This is a genomic window from Poseidonibacter lekithochrous (assembly GCF_013283835.1).
GTDB classification, from domain to species: domain Bacteria; phylum Campylobacterota; class Campylobacteria; order Campylobacterales; family Arcobacteraceae; genus Poseidonibacter; species Poseidonibacter lekithochrous.
In genome coordinates this window covers 1,367,435-1,385,950 of sequence record NZ_CP054052.1, presented here as the reverse complement: position 1 = coordinate 1,385,950, position 18,516 = coordinate 1,367,435, and the positions used below count along the sequence as shown (strand labels likewise).

17 protein-coding genes are annotated in these 18,516 nt (G+C 29.5%); 4 read left to right on the top strand and 13 right to left on the bottom strand.

The features are described 5' to 3' along the window. From ALEK_RS06655 to ALEK_RS06600, 11 genes are all read right to left on the bottom strand, one after another. Complete coding sequence (locus ALEK_RS06655) at nt 1-1,248, bottom strand: molybdopterin molybdotransferase MoeA (RefSeq protein ID WP_071625935.1); 1,248 nt, start codon at nt 1,246-1,248, stop codon at nt 1-3. After that, a complete protein-coding gene (locus ALEK_RS06650) occupies nt 1,238-2,227 on the bottom strand; it encodes a cysteine desulfurase (RefSeq protein WP_071625936.1) in 990 nt (329 codons plus the stop codon). The genes ALEK_RS06655 and ALEK_RS06650 overlap by 11 nt, the downstream gene beginning before the upstream one ends. Next, complete coding sequence (locus ALEK_RS06645; RefSeq protein WP_071625937.1) at nt 2,220-2,597, bottom strand: winged helix-turn-helix domain-containing protein; 378 nt, start codon at nt 2,595-2,597, stop codon at nt 2,220-2,222. Before ALEK_RS06645 ends, ALEK_RS06650 begins: the two co-directional genes overlap by 8 nt. Then, nucleotides 2,587-2,982 (bottom strand): ModE family transcriptional regulator, encoded by a 396-nt coding sequence (locus ALEK_RS06640; RefSeq protein WP_071625938.1) that lies wholly within the window; start codon nt 2,980-2,982, stop codon nt 2,587-2,589. Before ALEK_RS06640 ends, ALEK_RS06645 begins: the two co-directional genes overlap by 11 nt. Further along, complete coding sequence (gene fdhD, locus ALEK_RS06635; RefSeq protein ID WP_071625939.1) at nt 2,975-3,763, bottom strand: formate dehydrogenase accessory sulfurtransferase FdhD; 789 nt, start codon at nt 3,761-3,763, stop codon at nt 2,975-2,977. Before fdhD ends, ALEK_RS06640 begins: the two co-directional genes overlap by 8 nt. 243 nt (nt 3,764-4,006) lie before the next feature. Beyond that, nucleotides 4,007-4,966: a cytochrome b/b6 domain-containing protein gene (locus ALEK_RS06630; RefSeq protein ID WP_071625940.1), complete on the bottom strand. Its 960-nt coding sequence runs from the start codon at nt 4,964-4,966 to the stop codon at nt 4,007-4,009. Continuing rightward, nucleotides 4,956-5,570, bottom strand: a complete 615-nt coding sequence (gene fdh3B / locus ALEK_RS06625; protein ID WP_071625941.1) for a formate dehydrogenase FDH3 subunit beta — start codon at nt 5,568-5,570, stop codon at nt 4,956-4,958. Before fdh3B ends, ALEK_RS06630 begins: the two co-directional genes overlap by 11 nt. Nucleotides 5,571-5,579: 9 nt before the next feature. Next, a complete protein-coding gene (locus ALEK_RS06620; protein WP_083574588.1) occupies nt 5,580-8,411 on the bottom strand; it encodes a formate dehydrogenase subunit alpha in 2,832 nt (943 codons plus the stop codon). A gap of 23 nt (nt 8,412-8,434) precedes the next feature. After that, nucleotides 8,435-8,647, bottom strand: a complete 213-nt coding sequence (locus tag ALEK_RS06610) for a Tat pathway signal protein (RefSeq protein ID WP_071625942.1) — start codon at nt 8,645-8,647, stop codon at nt 8,435-8,437. Nucleotides 8,648-8,790: 143 nt separating this feature from the next. After that, a complete protein-coding gene (locus tag ALEK_RS06605; RefSeq protein WP_071625943.1) occupies nt 8,791-9,567 on the bottom strand; it encodes a TorD/DmsD family molecular chaperone in 777 nt (258 codons plus the stop codon). Further along, complete coding sequence (locus ALEK_RS06600) at nt 9,557-11,254, bottom strand: 4Fe-4S dicluster domain-containing protein (protein ID WP_071625944.1); 1,698 nt, start codon at nt 11,252-11,254, stop codon at nt 9,557-9,559. The genes ALEK_RS06605 and ALEK_RS06600 overlap by 11 nt, the downstream gene beginning before the upstream one ends. A 191-nt stretch (nt 11,255-11,445) precedes the next feature. Between ALEK_RS06600 and ALEK_RS06595 the strand changes: the two genes are divergently transcribed. The 4 genes from ALEK_RS06595 to ALEK_RS06580 are packed head-to-tail and all read left to right on the top strand — an operon-like array spanning nt 11,446 to nt 15,514. Then, on the top strand, nt 11,446-12,591 hold the full coding sequence (locus ALEK_RS06595; RefSeq protein WP_071625945.1) for an ABC transporter substrate-binding protein: 1,146 nt from the start codon (nt 11,446-11,448) through the stop codon (nt 12,589-12,591). Beyond that, on the top strand, nt 12,588-14,180 hold the full coding sequence (locus tag ALEK_RS06590) for a sensor histidine kinase (protein ID WP_071625946.1): 1,593 nt from the start codon (nt 12,588-12,590) through the stop codon (nt 14,178-14,180). Before ALEK_RS06595 ends, ALEK_RS06590 begins: the two co-directional genes overlap by 4 nt. After that, complete coding sequence (locus ALEK_RS06585; RefSeq protein ID WP_071625947.1) at nt 14,170-14,832, top strand: response regulator; 663 nt, start codon at nt 14,170-14,172, stop codon at nt 14,830-14,832. The genes ALEK_RS06590 and ALEK_RS06585 overlap by 11 nt, the downstream gene beginning before the upstream one ends. Nucleotide 14,833: 1 nt before the next feature. Then, the gene (locus ALEK_RS06580; RefSeq protein WP_071625948.1) at nt 14,834-15,514 is read left to right on the top strand and encodes a metallophosphoesterase family protein; all 681 of its coding nucleotides are present in this window, start codon (nt 14,834-14,836) and stop codon (nt 15,512-15,514) included. Here the strand turns inward: ALEK_RS06580 and ALEK_RS06575 are convergent. Together ALEK_RS06575 and ALEK_RS06570 are read right to left on the bottom strand one after the other, a co-directional pair. Continuing rightward, a complete protein-coding gene (locus tag ALEK_RS06575; RefSeq protein ID WP_071625949.1) occupies nt 15,507-16,160 on the bottom strand; it encodes a response regulator in 654 nt (217 codons plus the stop codon). The genes ALEK_RS06580 and ALEK_RS06575 overlap by 8 nt on opposite strands. A 100-nt stretch (nt 16,161-16,260) precedes the next feature. Further along, complete coding sequence (locus ALEK_RS06570) at nt 16,261-18,465, bottom strand: SPOR domain-containing protein (RefSeq protein WP_071625950.1); 2,205 nt, start codon at nt 18,463-18,465, stop codon at nt 16,261-16,263. Between the last annotated feature and the right edge of the window lie 51 nt (nt 18,466-18,516).

Genomic DNA, 18,516 nt, shown 5'->3' with positions numbered 1-18,516 from the left:
TTAATTGAATATATTTGTTTTTGTTTCTACTAACTTACTATTAAATTTAATAGCATAAACTTCACTTGCAGCATCTATACTTGATGTTTCTTCTTTTGTTACAAGAATAGAATTACTTTCAAATAAAGCTGTAATCATTCCTGATCCATATTTATTGTTTCTAGTTACTTTAAACCCTCCATTAATTAAATTTCCAAGAACCACATTTACTCGTCCTTGTTTTGTTTTGAATTGCTCATGATTCATTGCAAACGTTACATCGTGATGAAAGTATGCACTCCCTTGAATCTTATGTAACACAGGAACTGCAAATAAATACATATTTACCATTGCTGTTAATGGATTACCTGGTAAACACATCACAACTGTATTTGACATTTTTCCCATCATAATAGGACGACCAGGTTTAATATTCACTCCATGAAATGCAGTTTCTAATCCATTATCAAGAAATGCTTGTCCAACAAAATCAGCATCTCCCATAGAAATTCCACCAGTAGTAATAATCACATCATAGTTTTTAAGATTTGAGATAAACTTCGTAGAAGCTTCTAAATTATCAGGAATCACCCCACTATATGTAGCCTCAAAACCATTTTCAGCAAGAAGAGAAACTAAAGCATAAGAGTTACAGTTATAAATCTCTTCATCACTTGATTGCTCCCATGGTTCTTTTAGTTCATTTCCAGTTGATACAACGGCAATAGAGATTTTTTTGAAAACCTCAATCATTGTAAGACCTTGAGAAGCAAGAAGTGTAATATGTGAAGCATTGATAACCTCACCTTTTTTAAACAATACATTTCCTTCTTTTTGCTCTTCCCCTTTAAGTCTTAGGTTTGCACCTACTTTAATATCACTTGGGATTTTTACAGTTTTATCTGTAACATCTAAACAATTCTCAATAGGAATAATCGTATCAGCATCACTTGGCACCTTTGCACCTGTCATAATTTTGTAACATTCATTATCCCAAAGAGATGCCTTTACCGCCTCACCTTTGTCACCTGCATAAATGATTTTATTTATGTTTAGTGTTTTACCAGCATCGCTAGCTTTAAAAGCAAATCCATCCATTGCAGAGTTATTAAAAGCAGGTAGATTTTTCACACAAATAATATCTTGTGACACTACTCTACCAAGAGATAATCCTAAAGGAACAATCTCTGTTAAAGTTGTAGCATCTGCTAAATCTAGACTTCTTTTTGATGCTTCTTCAAAATCTAAGTATGTTAATTTATTGCTCATTTAAAACCTTTATTTGTCTATATTTTTTAGCAAAAGTTTTTGCTATTTTTTCTATTGTTTTACTATCTAGTTTCTCACAAAATGTAAGTGATAAAGCATTTCTACTTGTAAGCTCGTCATAACCCATAGCCTGAATAATTCTTGATGGTTTAGAAAGTCCAAGTGAGCATCCTTCACCATTTGTAATATGAATTTCGTCAAGACCTAGTGTTCTTATCATCTCTCTTGCTTTAATATCTTTTAATGCAAAATGTAATGTGTAAGATAGAGTATCTTTGTAATCTACAAAGAAGTAGATGTTCTCAGAGAATACTTCTTCTAATTTAGATTTAAACTCTTCTTGTAAGTCATTCTCAAAGCTTTGGTTCTCTAAAGCTTTAAATACTGTATTAACAGCAATTGAATCAATAAAACCAAAACTTTTTTCTTCAAATAATTCTTTATTGAAAAGTAATACAGAAGATGTAGAAAAACCAGTTAATTTATAAGAATCAAAATAAACAGCATCACTATCTTGACAAAAATCAGCACTTGCATTTGAGATAATTACAGCTGAACTTAATGCTTTGATCTCTTCAAGATTTGTTTTTACAAATGTGTCCATTACATAAGATGAAATAAAAACAAAATCAGCACTAGCTTCTTTTATTTGCTCTTTATTTACCTGACCATTTTTTTCTAATTCAATCCATATTAATTCAAAACCTAAAGACTCATAAGTCTTCCCTGCTTCAAATAAAGCTTGTGTTTCACCAACTGAAATTGCAATTTTTCCTTTTTTACCAAGTTGTAATAATAGACCTAAAAATCCATCTTTACAAAAAGAAAAAGTACTTAAGTTCTCAAAAGAGTATTTTGATAAAAACTCTTTTTCAAGTCTTTCGAATACATCATTATTACTAAGTGTTTGCAGTGATAAATCATTAGATATTTCTAAATCTCCATCGTTTTTGTACTGTAAAGAATTCAGCTTAATCACTTGATTCTCCTTTTACATTTATAATTTCTTTGTTATCTTTCAAAAACAGCTCTTCAAATCTACTTTGTGCATACTTTTTTATATCATCTTGTAAGATTTCATAAGTTTGAATAATCTCTCGAGCTTTAGGAGTTAGTGAACTACCACTATCTTCCCCTCTACCTTTTTTAGTATGAACTAATTCATCTTCAATATGATTTTCAAGTATCTTAATATGAGACCAAGCTTTTTTATAATTCATTCCAACCCTTTGGGCTGCTTTTGAAATAGAACCTGTTTCATCTATTAGTTTTAAAACCTCAGTTTTTCCACCACCAAAAACTAAATTATCTTCTCCATCTTCGATCCAAATTTTTACTTTAACATCCATGGATATCCTTTTTATTTCTAAAAACTCCAAGTTGACAATGAGTAACTTCAATATCAGAATTTTTAACTGTCGAGCCAACTATTCTTAATGTTGATTTTTGAGCCTCATCCCACAATACTTTACAATCAAGTTTTTTATGCCCCATGTAGTTTTCTTGTAATCTGTTATAAACTTTTTCATTTGGGTTCTTAAACTTTAGTTTTCCAAAAACACCAAGTTCACAATTTGTAATTTTGATTCCTAAATCACTAGTAATACTTGCCATCTCTTTTGGGTTTTTCCCTATAAGTCTTGCAACTTTAAACGCCTTTAGACAAGATAGTTTCCCATCTTCGTCTAAATTTGTCATTAATAATTCTTTTTGCGCATTGTCTAATTTAGACATCAATTCTTCCTTGATGAGTATAAAGATTCATCTTTCTACCCCTTGCAAAACCAATCATTGTAATTCCATGTTTATGTGCAGTTTGTACACCTAAATATGTAGGTGCAGTTCTAGATACAATCACAGGAATTCTATGCATTACAGCTTTTGTAACCATTTCAGAACTTAATCTTCCAGATACAAATAAAACCGACTTAGTAGTATCTAAGCCTTGTAATTTACACTTTCCAATAGCTTTATCAATTGCATTGTGTCTTCCAATATCTTCAGCTGTTACTGTTGTTCCATCAAGTAAATAAATCATTGCTTTATGAACACAACCAGTTAAATTATAAAGTTCGCTTTCTCTATAAAATATTTTTACCTCTGAAGAGATTGTTTCTGGTTTGATTTTGAATGATGTTTGGTTGAATGGTATTTCTAAATTTCCATCAGCAGTACCAGTAACTCCCCCACCACATCCACTTGTTAGTGTTTTTTCTTTATATAAATTTTGTAGTGAATCTTCATTTATTGAGGCTTTTACATCAACTCTTAATCCATCTTCACTTACTTTTAACTCTTCAATATCATCAATACTTGTGATTACATTTTCGCTCATTAAAAAACCAACTGCATGAGCATCTTGGTCTTTTGGAATACACATCATTGATATTGTTTTTTCGCCATTTAAATATAAATTTAATCGTGACTCATCAATCGTCACATCTTCTACTTCAGTTGCTTCATTTTCTATAAGTTTGTCTATTACTACTGTTTTTAAATATTTGGCGTTTTCCATATCTTCTCTTCTCTTTTCTAATATGCTAATTTTGCATATTTAAATTCTTAAAAAAATTATGATTTTTTTAAGGTAACATCTTTTTTTATTTTCTTTTAGCACTGGAAATAAATTCCAGTTAAAGAAACAAATCCTAAAGAGAGCAACGAGTTACTCTTAGAAAAAACTAATATGCAAATTTTGCACATTAATAGATAAAAAAGAAAAGCTAAGCAACTTCTTTCGAAGTTACTTTTGCTTAACTTATTTTCTTAAATCTTCTTCTTCTAGAACATCTGGTCTTAATTGCTCTAGATACTCTACTGGTAATTTACCTGTGATAACTCCAGGAATGTATCCTTTAACAGATACAAAGTAAGAATAAACTGTTTCAAATGTAAAGAACGAAATAATCGCACTTCCCATAAAGTGAATAAACAGAATAAATCTTTTGAATTGAATCGTCTCTGCATGCGTTGAAGCATCAGGGAATAAGTACCAAATGATAAATCCACTTAATACTAATTTTCCACCAAATGCAACATACATATAGTAGTTGATTCTATCCATGTGTTGATATTTCCCTCTCAGGAAAATCTTATTCCAAAGTTTCATACTTGGTCTTACAAAAAACTTGTGATCTTTAAAAGCAATTAAAGTCATGATTAACCAAACTGGAATCCATCCAAGTCCAACCATTTCATGTGTTGCTCTCATTAATCTTGCAAGTTCACCACCACCAGTCCAATTTCCAAATGTAATTGAGAAACCAGTAATGAATAAATAAATCATAATTACTATATTAAGTAAAATTACTAATCTTTGAAAAACAGAGTAAACTTGTACTTTGTCATTCTCTCTAGTAATCTCAGCTTGTTTTCTACCCTTTGCTACAATGAACATTGTTAGGAATAAGAAAAACTCCACCGTAAATACTATTGGCAGTAAGTGTTGTCTTTCTTCAAATGCTCTAATAACTTCAGGTGCAATAGCATTATAATCTGGACCAAATAATGCAACTTCCATTTGTTCATATCTCGTTAGAGAATCAACAGGAACCACATTACCAGATATATTACCTTGCATCATTTGCATTAAAAAGTTATATACATAACTAATGTCAGCAATTGTTGCTAACCAAAAATACCAATAAGTAAGAAGCATAAATATAAAGCCTATTATAAAATAAGCTTTATACTCGCTAAGAAAACTCTTATTTTCCATACGCTTTATCCCATCCGTAAGGCATTGACTGTACTCCATGGCCAAAAGAAAGAACTCTTTCTCTATAAATATTAGAAACAGACTCAGAGTCTCCAACTAATAAGGCTTTCGTAGAACACATTGCAGCACAAACAGGAACTTTTCCTTCTGATATTCTGTTTTGACCGTATAACTCTCTCTCATGTTCAGAGTTAGTTTCTTCAGGTCCACCAGCACACATAGTACACTTATCCATCACACCTTTTGTTCCAAATGCACCGTCACTTGGGAACTGAGGAGCTCCAAATGGACAAGCATATAAACAATATGAACAACCAATACATTTATCTTTATCATGTAAAACGATTCCGTCTTGTCTGATATAGAAACAATCTACTGGACATACTTGCTCACAAGGTGCATCAGTACAATGCATACAAGCTACAGAAAGAGAAAACTCCATTCCTTGCTTACCTTCGTTTACTGTTATTACTTTTCTTCTACTAATTTCTACAGGTAACTCGTGAGCTTCGGCACAAGCAACAGAACAACCATCACAATGAATACATCTGTTTTCATCGCAGTAAAATTTCATTCTAGAATAATCTACATTATTATTACTCATGTTACTCCCCTACGCTCTTTCTATCCGACATAAACCACCTTTAGTTTCAGGAATCTGAGTAACAATGTCATAACCGTAGTTAGTAACAGTATTAGCACTTTCACCAATTGCATATGGTGCAGTTCCATCTGGGTATTTATGTAATAGACTTTCTCCTTCCATAACACCAGCAAAGTGGAATGGTAAGAATACTCTGTCTTCTGATACACTAAATGAATATTTAGCTTTCACTTTAATCTTTGTTCCTTGAGGTGAATGAATCCACATCATTGAACCATCTCTGATTCCATGTCTTCCTGCTAATTCAGGATTAATGTCACAGAACATTTCTGGAGTTAATTTTGCAAGATATTTAGATGCTCTATTTTCCATACCAGCACCATTCATGTTTACTAATCTTCCTGTAACTAAGTTAACAGGGAAGTCTTTCGCCCAATCTTGTGCAGTTTGCTCAGAGATATATCTTGTATCAACTCTATAATGGTTTTTCTTATCAGCAAAGTTTGGATATTTCTTCGTTAAATCCGCTCTAGGAGAGTGTAATGGCTCTCTATGTAAAGGAATCGGATCTGCGAATGTCCATACTTTTGCTCTTGCTTTTGCATTTCCATAAGGTGCCATACCTTGTTCCATACATTTTTCAGCAATAATATTTGAAGTATCAACTTTCCAGTTTTTACCTATTTTTTTCTTTTCTTCTTCAGTTAACTTGATCTTTAAAACTTCTTCGATGTTATCTCTAGTAATTTCAGGATAACCATCTTTGTTTACAGAACCTTTTGGAGCTGAACCTTTACCCGCAAGTAAATCTTCACCATCGTGCTCTAAACCAAATCTATTTCTGAATCCCATACCACCATCTTTAACAGATCTGTTAATGTTGTATAGTAAAGGCGAACCTGAATGTTTTTCTGTCCAACAAGGCCATGGTAAACCATAGTACTCACCAGTCATTTTTCCGTATCCTCTTCCAGATACTTCATCAAACATATGCCAGTTTTCTTGATGCGCTTTAAGTCTTTTCGCAGTCCAACCAGTTAAACCAATTGTTTTGATAATTCTTGCAATCTCATCAGTACAATCCTCAGGCCATTTGTACTCTTTCTTGTTTTCTCTAATTAACATACCAGCTGTTAATTCGTCATAGAATCCAAGTCTTTTTGCTAATTCAAACATAATGTCTTGGTCAGCTTTTGACTCATACATTGGTTTGATAATTTCAGATCTCCATTGAGCAGATCTATTTGTTGCTGTAACTGAACCTGAAGTTTCAAATTGAGTACCAGCTGGTAAAATATAAACATCATCTTGTTTATCAGTAATAATTGCACCTTCATTTACGAAAGGATCACAGAATACTGCAATATCAAGATTATCTAATGCTTCTTTTACTTTTTTAGTTTGTGCAGTAGAAGTAATACCATTACCCATTACGAATAATGCTTTTAATCTAGTTCCTGCATTATGAATTGCATCTTCACCTGGATTACCACCAAGAACTCCAGCCCACCATCTAGCAAGTGTGAATCCTTTTTTGTTCATCCAAGAAGGATCTTTAAATCTTCCTTTTAGCCATTCATAATCAACACCCCAAGACTTAGCGAAATATTTCCAAGAACCATCACTTAATCCATAGTAACCTGGTAATGTGTGTGATAAACAACACATATCAGTAGCACCTTGAACGTTATCATGACCTCTAAGAATATTACATCCACCACCAGCAACACCCATGTTTCCAAGAGCAAGTTGTAAGATTGGTGCCATTCTTGTGTTTGACGAACCATTTGTATGTTGAGTAAGACCCATAGCCCAGATTAAAGTACCTGGAGTATTTTGTGCATAATGCTTAGTAATTTGTACAATTAAATCCGCATCAACACCAGTCACATCTGCAACTCTTTCAATTGGCCAATTTTTAGCCTCTTTCATTACATCTTCCATTCCATAAACTCTATCTTTGATAAAGCCTTTGTCATGCCATCCGTTTTTGAAAATGATATTTAACATTCCATACATAAATGGAATATCAGTACCAGGTCTAATTTGTGCAAAATAATCTGCTTTTGCCGCAGTCTTAGTAAATCTAGGATCTACTACGATAATTTTTGTATTATTTCTTTCTTTTGCTTTTAAAAAATGTTGGAATCCTACTGGGTGATTAACCGCTGGATTCGCTCCAAATATAATGATTGCTTTTGAATTCTGGATATCTCCCAGAGAATTTGTCATAGCACCATAACCCCATGTGTTTGCCACCCCGGCAACTGTTGAGCTATGTCAAATTCTAGCTTGATGATCTATATTATTCGTTCCAAACATTGCAGCAAATTTTCTAAAATAATACGATTGCTCAGTATTAAATTTTGCTGATCCTAAAAACATTGTTGAATCTGGCCCATCTTCTTTTCTTAAAGATTCTAATTTAGATGCAATTCCATCTAAAGCTTCATCCCAAGAAATTCTTTGCCATTTTCCACCTCTTTTAACCATTGGGTGTTTAAGTCTTACTTCAGATCTAACCATATCAATCATGTCAGCACCTTTACAACAGTGCCCTCCAAGTGATACAGGGTGATCTTGAGCAACCTCTTGTCTTACCCAAACGCCATTTTGTACTTCAGCTATTACACCACAACCAACAGAACAAGCTGTACAGATAGATTTAACCATCTTAGAACCAGGGAATGGATTTTTAATCTCTTCCTCAGTAGCTTTTCTCGTCGCAGTAGTACTAGCAAAAGATGACGTAACTCCAAATGCAGTGGCAACTGCAGCCATTTTCATAAATGACCGTCTACCAACTTTAGCATTTAGAGTTTCATATGAATTTGCAGACATATGCTTCTCCTACTATTTTTTTACTATTTAGCGTTCTTGTAAAATTCTTCCCAAGCCGCAGTTTTTTTGTATAGAATCTCTTTTTTATTAGAGCTTCCTACAACAACACCATTATTCGAATCATCTTGAACAGATGAGTTACCAGTAGCAGCCAATACGCTAGTACCGCCAACAACAGCCGCACCAGCAGTCACAATTGCAGTTTTCTTAGCGAATTCTCTTCTGCTTTGTTGCATGACTGACCTCCTTATAGAAATTAAGCCCCAGAAGTACACTTTTAAAAACAAAAAGTTTTTAAAAGGCACTATTTAAGAGACTTTACAAAGGAAGGCTACGTACTTCCTTTGTAAAATCTCTTTAGCAAAAGGTAAACCTTTTACTAAATTTCATCCTCAACATCATAAGCCATATCTTTTGGCTCATCTTGATCTTGTTTATTTTTTGGTCCTAAAGCTTTCATAGCTTTATTTCTTGCACGTCTTTCCATCTCTTCATCAGAAATAGCATCACAAGATTCTACTTTTTTGATTCTCTCTTTAATTGCTGGTTTTGAAACTTCTAAGTATAATCTTTCAAAAGCAACAAATGAATGTAATACAACCATTAAGTCTTTATAAATTACTGCACTTTCATGCTCATAAGTGTCTTTTGCAAACTCATCAATAAAGTCATTTATAACTTGTGCAAAAATACAATGAACTGTATTTTCATACTCTTTTTCATCTTGAGCAACTAAATCAGTTAATTCAGCCATAAGTGAAAAAATAAAACCAACTGAATCTTCATATTCAAAATATGCTTTTTCATCTCTTCTGATTTTTGTTTTAGCAACAAATTGAATCATCTCAACTCTTTTTTTACCAGACTCAACACCCTCATCATAAAATGAAGCAGTTTGTCTAATTTTTTTAGTTGTTGGATTATGGAATAAATCATCAAACTCTTGTAATAAAACTACATTTGATATTGGGTCTAAAGCAGTAGAGATATTTTCTAATGCTTTTCCAGATGATGCATCAAGTGGGTTTTCTTTTAGCATTTTTACTAAAGATACTAATTCTAAGTAGTTTCCTAACTCTTTTGATGAAACAAAAAAGTTTGCAAAAAGGTTGTAATATAAAGCTCTTGCTTTGTTTACTGCTTGATTATCTTGCATTTGTCATTCCTTGATTTTTTTGGTCATAGTAGTTTTGCATCATGATTTTTGGTTTACAATCTGCACAACAGTAAAGAGATCTCTCTTTTACTGGATCTGCAGAGAAGATTGGTGCCATCATTTTTGCAATTTTTTCAACTGATTTTTTAGTTGCGAATTCAACTCCACATTCAACACATGGGAATAATTCATCTTGAGCTAAAACACTCTCTTTAAACCATGCTGGTTGAAGATTGATTACATCTTTTTCAATAGTAAGACAATCAGCTTCTGGACATGAAACTTCACAATATCCACATGATGTACATAAAGATGGGTTTAATCTTAGAGTATTATCACTAGCATCTGCTTGTAAGGCATCAACATTACATGCACCCACACAAACAAGACATAAAGTACATGTGTCTTCATTTACTTTTACTTGTCCGTAATGCACATGTTCACCAGTTTGAACTTGCCCTAAGTCTTCATCTCCTACAATTTTTTGTAATCTATGAGAGAAAACTTCTCTTTTTCTAAGATCGTCTTGATTGAAGTTGAAATATGTATCTTCAACAAAAGATACTGTTTTTAATGCTTCTTCTAATTCTTTTTCATCCATTGCAATAATAATTGCATCTTTTCCATATTTCTTTTGGTAAATATCATTTACAATTCTGATTGCATCACCAGAACCTTTTGAAATAAAATCAGAATAGAAAATAACTTGTGAACCAGATAATTGAAGTAAAGTTAAGAATGTAGATTCATCTAAGAATTTCTCACCCTCAATAGAGAAAGGAAGAACATTTTCTTTTAAGTCTGCACTTAAATCTTTCATATTCATTTTTTCTGGAATTACTAAAGGATGAGTGTTTTTATAAAACTTACTCATTTCATAAATAGAATTTCTATTTGATGGAGCATAATCCATAGCACCTGATGGACATACAGAGATACATCCACCACAACCATGACAATCAATTTGAGAGAAACCTAATGTTTTTGTTTTGTCATCTTTTGTAATAGCTACTGTTGGACAAACTTCTTCACATTTAGAACAGATTTCTTCTCTTCTTTCATGGTATTGACAAATAGAGCTATCATAAGTAGTGAATTTTTTGTATGAATATTCGTTGATATTTTCTTTTAATTGACTTACTACTTCTTCAATAGATGACTCTAAAGGATCAAAACAACCACTTTGTTTCATACCTTCTTTTTTAGCATCAAACCATACGATTTGAGAGACATTTAAATCAACATCCTTACCTTCATCATCTACAACTACATTTAAATTACCAATCATTCCTGAAATACTTTTTACCATTTCTTCTTTAATAAAGAATAGTTCAAAGTCTTCAGGGTTAATACAGGCTAAAAAATCATTGTATGAGTCTTGAGAGTTTGTAATAAGAAGTAATTGTTTTGATACTTCTTGAGAGTATGAAATATCTTGAGCTAAATCATACTTATTCGCAGCAATTTCGTATAGTTTATAAATATTTTCAATTTGTGTTGCTACTGGGTCTTTTGTATTTTTTAGATAAAAATCAATCTCATCTGCATTTACTTCTGCATTTACATCGCTAGTATTAGAGATTAGAAAGTCTTGTTCTTTAACATCTTCTATATTATTAGTAACTAGAATCTCCTCATTTAGGGGAAAGTCTAAACCATTTGGATTATAGTAAATAAATTCTTGCATAAACATGCCTTTAATTGGTCAAATATATTTTACCTAATTCTATATACTTATTTTTAAACTAAACTTAAATGTTAAAATATATTTTACCTTTTATTTTATGCATGTTACTTATTATCACTAATTTTTATGATAATTATTATTGATGTTATAAATTAAAGCTTTTTCTTGTCCAGATTTGTGTAAAATCTAGTATGATAAAAAGAATACCAATACTAATATTTATACTAATTATAATATCCGTTTATTTCAAAGATGAAATCTTTTCTAACAACCAAATTAAGATAGGTACGTCCCTGCCTAAGAGTGGTATCATTAAAAGTTGGGGTTCATCAGTAACTGCTGGTGCAAACTCATATTTTAATTATGTAAATGAAACTAATATGTTAAAAGATAAAAAAATTGATTTTTTGATTTATGATGATAAATATGAACCAGAATTAACTATTGATAATATTAATAAGTTAATATTTACTGACAAGGTTTATGCATTATTTGGATTAGTTGGAACACCAACAGTTAAAAATATATTACCAATTTTATATGATGAAGACATTCCTTTTTTTGCTGCATTTACAGGTGCTTCATTTTTGAGAAATAAAAAGAATGACAACTTTATTAACTTTAGAAGTTCATACAAACAAGAAGTTGAAAAACTTGTATCCTATCTACATGATAAAAAAGGTTTAAGTAAAATTGCCGTTTTTTATCAAAATGATGATTATGGAGAAGAAGGTTATGTATCTTTATTAGAATCATTAGAGAAAAGAAAACTTTCATTAAGTGCTGAGGGTTCATATAAAAGAAATACCTTATCAATTACTCACGCTTTTAATGAAATACAACATGCAAAACCAGAAGCTATTATAATGGTGGGAGCTTATAAAACAAACGCCTTATTTATCAAAAAAGCAAAACAGAGTGAATCAATGAAAGATACAATCTTTTGTAATATCTCATTTGGTGATGCAAATGCAATGATAAGTGAACTTGATAAGATGAAAACAGATTCAAACAACCTAATCTTCTCTCAAGTTGTTCCAAACTATTTGAATACTAAAATTCCAGTTATTCAAGAGTATCAAGCTTTAATGAAAAAATATTATCCAAATGAAAAACTTGGATTTATTTCACTAGAAGCATTTCTAGCTTCAAAAGTATTAGTAAATGCAATATCAAGAATAAAAGGTGATATGACAAGAGAAAAACTTCTTCATACTCTAAAAACAACTCCCCCAGAAATGTTGGATGGCTTATATATGAAGTTTGAGAATTCTCAACTTCTAAATAATACTTATCTTTTTGAATACAAAGATTTAAAATTTAAAGAGTTACAATGAAAGAAAAAATAAAAAGTGTCATTTCATATTTTGATAATTTAAGTTTTAAATATAAAACATCTTTCCTTGTATTTATTATCACAGGTGGAATGTTGTGTATTGTTGTATTATCTCAAATCTCAACATTTACAATCAAACAGGATTTTGATGTACTGTTTGATAAAAGAACAAAAAGTCTAATAAAACTTGAACATATAAAAGATACATATAATGTAAATATTCAAGATACATTAACAGATGTGCATAACAATGAAATCAATATGAATCAAGCTGTGGAAGTTTTATTATTAGCACAACAACTAATAAATAAAAACTGGAACTCTTATAAGAAAGAGATTTTATTTGATGAGTCTACTTTTTATATTAGTGCTTTTATAAAAAAGTTTTTGATTACTCAAGAGAATTATTTTGAAAATGATATTCTTAAAAAAAGTATCATTAATAATATTGATAAAAAACTTTATAAAATTAAAGAAGAACTAAACCATGTAATAAAACAGAAAAAACAAAATGATTTCTCTACTTTAAATCTAGAAATTAATGCAATTTCTATTTATATTACTAGTTTGATTAATTATGATTTATCACTAGCTATTAATGAAAAAAGAAATACCCAAAAAGTATTTAATACTATAATGATTTTTTCAATTATCTCTATTGTTTTAGTGTTTTTATTCTCAATTGTTTTATCTGTATTTATTATAAATAACTTTAGAAAACTACATAATTCATTAGAACAAAAGGTAGAAGAAAAAACAAAAGAGCTCACAGAGCTAAATGCTTATCTTGAAGTGAAAATTTCAAAAGAAGTATCAATGAATAGAAAAAAAGACATTATCATGTTTCAACAAGCAAGACTTGCAAGTCTTGGAGAGATGCTTAATAATATTGCCCATCAGTGGAGACAACCCTTGGGTTCTATTACTATGATTATTCAAAGTTTCCAGACAAAGATGTTACATGGAAAACTTACAGAAAAGTTTGTAGATGAGAAAGTACATGATGCCCTACTTCTTGCAAATAATATGTCTATGACTTTAGATGATTTTAAAAACTTCTTTAGCCCGGATAAATCAAAAAGTGAATTTAATATTAAAGAGTGTATTGATCACTCAGTTGAGTTATCAAAATACTTACTTGAAAAAGAAAATATTACTGTAAAACTAGAAATCAAAGATAATGTACCTTTAAATACCTATTATAATGAGTTATCTCATGTATTTTTAAATATTATTTCTAATTCAAAAGATGCTTTATGTAGTACTTCTAATAAAGATGATAGAATTATCAAAATAATTGTAAATAAATATAAAGATAAAGCTGTTGTTAACTTGATTGATAATGGTGGTGGAATACAAGAAGATATTGTTCCTAAGATATTTGAACCTTATTATACTACTAAGTATAAAAGTGCAGGTACTGGTATTGGTCTTTATATGTCTAAACAGATTGTAGAAAAACATATGAATGGTTCTATTTCTTATAAGAATATTGTACATAAGATTAAAGAAGATGATATAAACTATAATTGTTCACTATTTACAATAAAGATCCCAACTTCAAACAAAAAGGTTATTGATGCAAAATAAAGATTTGAATATCTTACAACAATTTAATATCTTATATTTAGAAGATGATGTAAATTTATTAAAACATACGCAAGATGTATTAGAAGATTTTGTAAATAATATTTATGCTGTTAAAACTTCTAAAGAAGCACTAGATATATTAATAAATAAAAAAGTTGATATTATCATTTCAGATATATTATTAGAAAATGAAAATGGTATTGACTTTCTAAAACATATTAAAGAGAAGAATATTAACCTTCCTACTATTCTTACAACTGCACATACTGATACAAAATATTTACTTGAAGCTATTAAACTAAAGGTTGAAAACTACATAGTAAAACCTATTAATATCAAAGAGTTATTGAATACACTTCATGATGTATTACTTCCAATAGTACAACAAAAAGAGATTCAAAGAAATATTAATGTAATCAAAACTATTTCAGCTATTACAGATAGTAAACAAGTAGATATTATCAAGTTTATAATCAATAACCTAAATAATGAAAACCAATTTACAGCTTCGTATAGTGATATTATGGAAGAAATTTCTATATCAAAACCAACACTTATCAAGTTATTTAAAGAACTTGCAGAAAAAAATATTCTTGTTAAAGTACAACATAAAACTTATAGGTTTAATGAAGCAGCTTTAGATAATTTATAATATGAATGACACATTAGAAAACACCTATGTAATTAGTGATATTCATGGGTGTTACTTCTCACTTCTTGACTTAATCAAAAAACTTCCCTCAGATGCTAAACTTATTTTTGTAGGTGATTTATGTGATAGAGGTTTATACTCAAAAGAAGTTATAGAGTACGTAAAATCAAACAATCATACTTGTATCTTAGGTAATCATGACTTTTATATGATTGAACATCTAAAAGAGTGTCTAAATGGCGCAAAAGTTAGATGGAATATAAAAGAGTATATGGGTGGAAGAGAAACTATAGCAAACTATAAAGGTGATAATTTAATCATTGAAGAGCATATCTCTTGGTTAAAAACTTTACCTCAATATATTCAAATAGAAAAATACTTTATTACACATGCTTTTTGTATGCCTTATTACAAAAGAAGAGATGATAAAGAAAAATCCCATGCAATGATGGTAAATAGAGTTAGTGATGAAGAAGAATGGCTATGGGATTGGGAAGAGAATTGGAAAGATTATGATTTATTAAATATCTATGGTCATGAAAATAGCGATGAAATAGTAAAATCGGAAAACTATTTATGTATTGATACAGGTTGTGTTTATGGGAATAAATTAACAGCTTTAAACTTAGGTAATTTAAAAGTTACACAAGTTGTTTTAAATAAAAAAGATATAACTATTTAAATGTTAGAAGAAGTGAATCATCTTCTTTTAAATCTCGAACAACTAAACCTTTTAGTTTTGTATTTAAACTAGAAGTTATAGTTTTTCTTCTACTCTCTTCAAAATCAAAATCACCATAAGACACTGGCATATTTATTGACGCAAATAATGTTCTAAACAAAGTATTTTCAACTCTTGATAAATACAACTCTTTTTCATTTAGATATAAAAGCCCTTTGCTTTTATTGTAATCATGATACTCATTAATTTTAATAAGTTTATCATCATTATTAAAGTGATACTTTTGAATGATTATATTAATTAAAACAATTAATTGATCTTCTCTAAAAGGTTTAAGTAAATACCCTATGAATTCTACTTCAGAAGCTCTTGTTGTAGTCTCCTCATCTTGGAAACCAGTAAGAAAGATTATTTGACTACCATGTTGATATTGAATTATTTTAGATGTTTCAATTCCATCTAAATCCCCGTCAATATTAATATCTGAAATAATTATATCAATTTTATTTTTCTCGGATAATGCTAAAGCATCTTTTGAATTTCTAGCAACCCCAACAATATTTACTTTTAATTTTTTTAAAACTTTTTCAATATGTAAAGACAAAATAGTTTCATCTTCAATAATTAAGATATTCGCAAGTGACATGAGGGATTCCATAAAGTTATTTTTATTAAATTATACCTAATATTATTATTAAATAAGTAAAATATACTTTACTTTTTAAGATTTTATTCTAATTTTATATTTAGAACTCTTTTTTGAAGTTAAAATAACCACTATTATAAGAAGTTTTTCCATCATAAGTATTATCATTTATATCAAAGTTTTGGCTTTTATATCCTATAGATAAATTAGATGTTGGTAAGATTAAATCCTTTATTCCAAAACCTAGATAATAATCATAATAAGACATCTCAGAGTTAAGACCAATACTAGCACCATATAAAACATTATACTTCTTCTTGAAGTTCTTTTTCATATCTATAGCTAATGCTGGGAATAAAAAGTCTCTAGTAACTTCAGAGCCATTAATATTAAACTTATTTGAATAATCATGGATATCAACACCAAGATTCATATCTTTGTATTTATATCTATAACCTGTAGTAAACCAATCTGTTTTGTAAGATGAACTTATGCTATCACCTGCACTAAAAGTTGTACCACCAAAAGTTAAATCTGAAGCTAAAGTACTTGAACCATCAGCCTCCATTCCTAAATATGAAGCTAAAATAGTATGTTCTCCATAATTTAAGAATACTTTAGGAATCAAAGTAGTACTTTTGCTTTTTAATGAGAAGTTTGTTCCACCTTGCCCATATACAAAATCATTATCCACATCTAATGCAGCTACTTTAGAATCCATTCCAAAAGTAATCTTTGATTTGTTTTCTCTTGTTAATACTGCTTTTTCTTCTTTTGTGCTTTTCTTTTTAGGTTTTTTATCTTCTTTTTTCTTCTCTTTTGTCTCTATTGCTTTTACTGGTTTTACAGTTTTAATAGTTTTTTTATCATCTTTTTTTGCTAATAAAACACTCTTCTTCTTTTGCTCAAGAAGTATTCTTTTCATTAGTTCTTGCTCTTCTTTTGTTCTAATGATTTCAATAACATTCTTTTTATCTTTATTTAAATCAAAACCATTTTTTACTAAAAAGTTATCCATCTTTTTAATATTTAAAGGTAAGGATTTTTTGAATGCATATGCTTCTTTTCTATTAGCAAAAGCACCATAAGATACTCTATATCTTTTATTGTGTTTAACTATATAGATATTTTCCTTATGATCTTTTAGATGTCTAGAAGCAAAAGCTTTAGCATTTTTAAGATTACTCATACTTGAGAATACATAAGTATAATTCTTAAATCTATTATCTATTTTTATTGGTGTGATAGCTTTTTTAATAGTTTTTTTAACTACTTTTTTTACTGGTTTACTTACAGGTTTTTTAATTAACTTTGGTTTTACAATTACCTTCTTAGCAACTTTTTTTGCTGGTGCTTTTACAACTTCTCTTTTTGTAATTGTTGGAATCTTTTTTGATTGAGCAGAAAAAACTGGTTTAACTTTTTTTACTTTTACAGGTGCTTTTTTATTTTTAACTAATACAGGCTTTTTAGATTTAACTACTACAGTTTTTTTTACTACTTTTTCTTTTACAACAGGTTTTTTAATTATAGGTTCTTTAAGAATATTAGTACTTTGTACTATTCTTGTTTCAAACTCTGGTTCATTACTTTGAACTGTTGCTTTTGGTTTTACTCTAATTACATAAGCAACTTTTGTATCATTACTTGGTAAATCAAAACTATTTTTTACAAGAAACTTATCTAATTTTTTAATATGCTTAGGAAGAGTTCTCTCAAAAGCTAAAGCTTCTTTTTTAGATGAAAAAGCTCCATAAGATACTCTATAATTGTTTTTGTGTTTTACAAAATATATATCTTCATTTGCTTTGCTCATAAAGTTTTTTACAAACTTTTTACCATTTGATATTTTGCTTGTATTAAAAAATACAAAAGAGTAATTATTCATAGAAGAAGAGATGCTTTTTGCTTTTACAACTTTCTTCTTGTACTCTACTTTTTTCTCTTTTTTTATTATTACAGGATTTTTACTCTTAATAACTTCAATAATTTTAGAAGACTCACTAGTTAAATCAAAAGTATTTTTTACTAAAAATTTATCAAGTTTTTTTATTTTAAAAGGAAGATTTCGTTTGAAATACTTAGCTTCAGATCTATTATCAAAAGCTCCATAAGAAACTCTATATCGATCTTTGTGTTTTATAATATAAATATCTTGAGTATTGTGTTGTAGGTGTGTATTAATAAATGATTTTGCATTATCTATATTTGACGTGCTAGTAAATACATAAGTGTAATTATTAGCTGCGTTTGCAGTCATTAATATAGAAGATAAAAATAATGTACTAGTAACTATTTTGATCAATTTATTATCCCTTTGCTTGGAACCTACCTAATTTATATGAATTATACAATT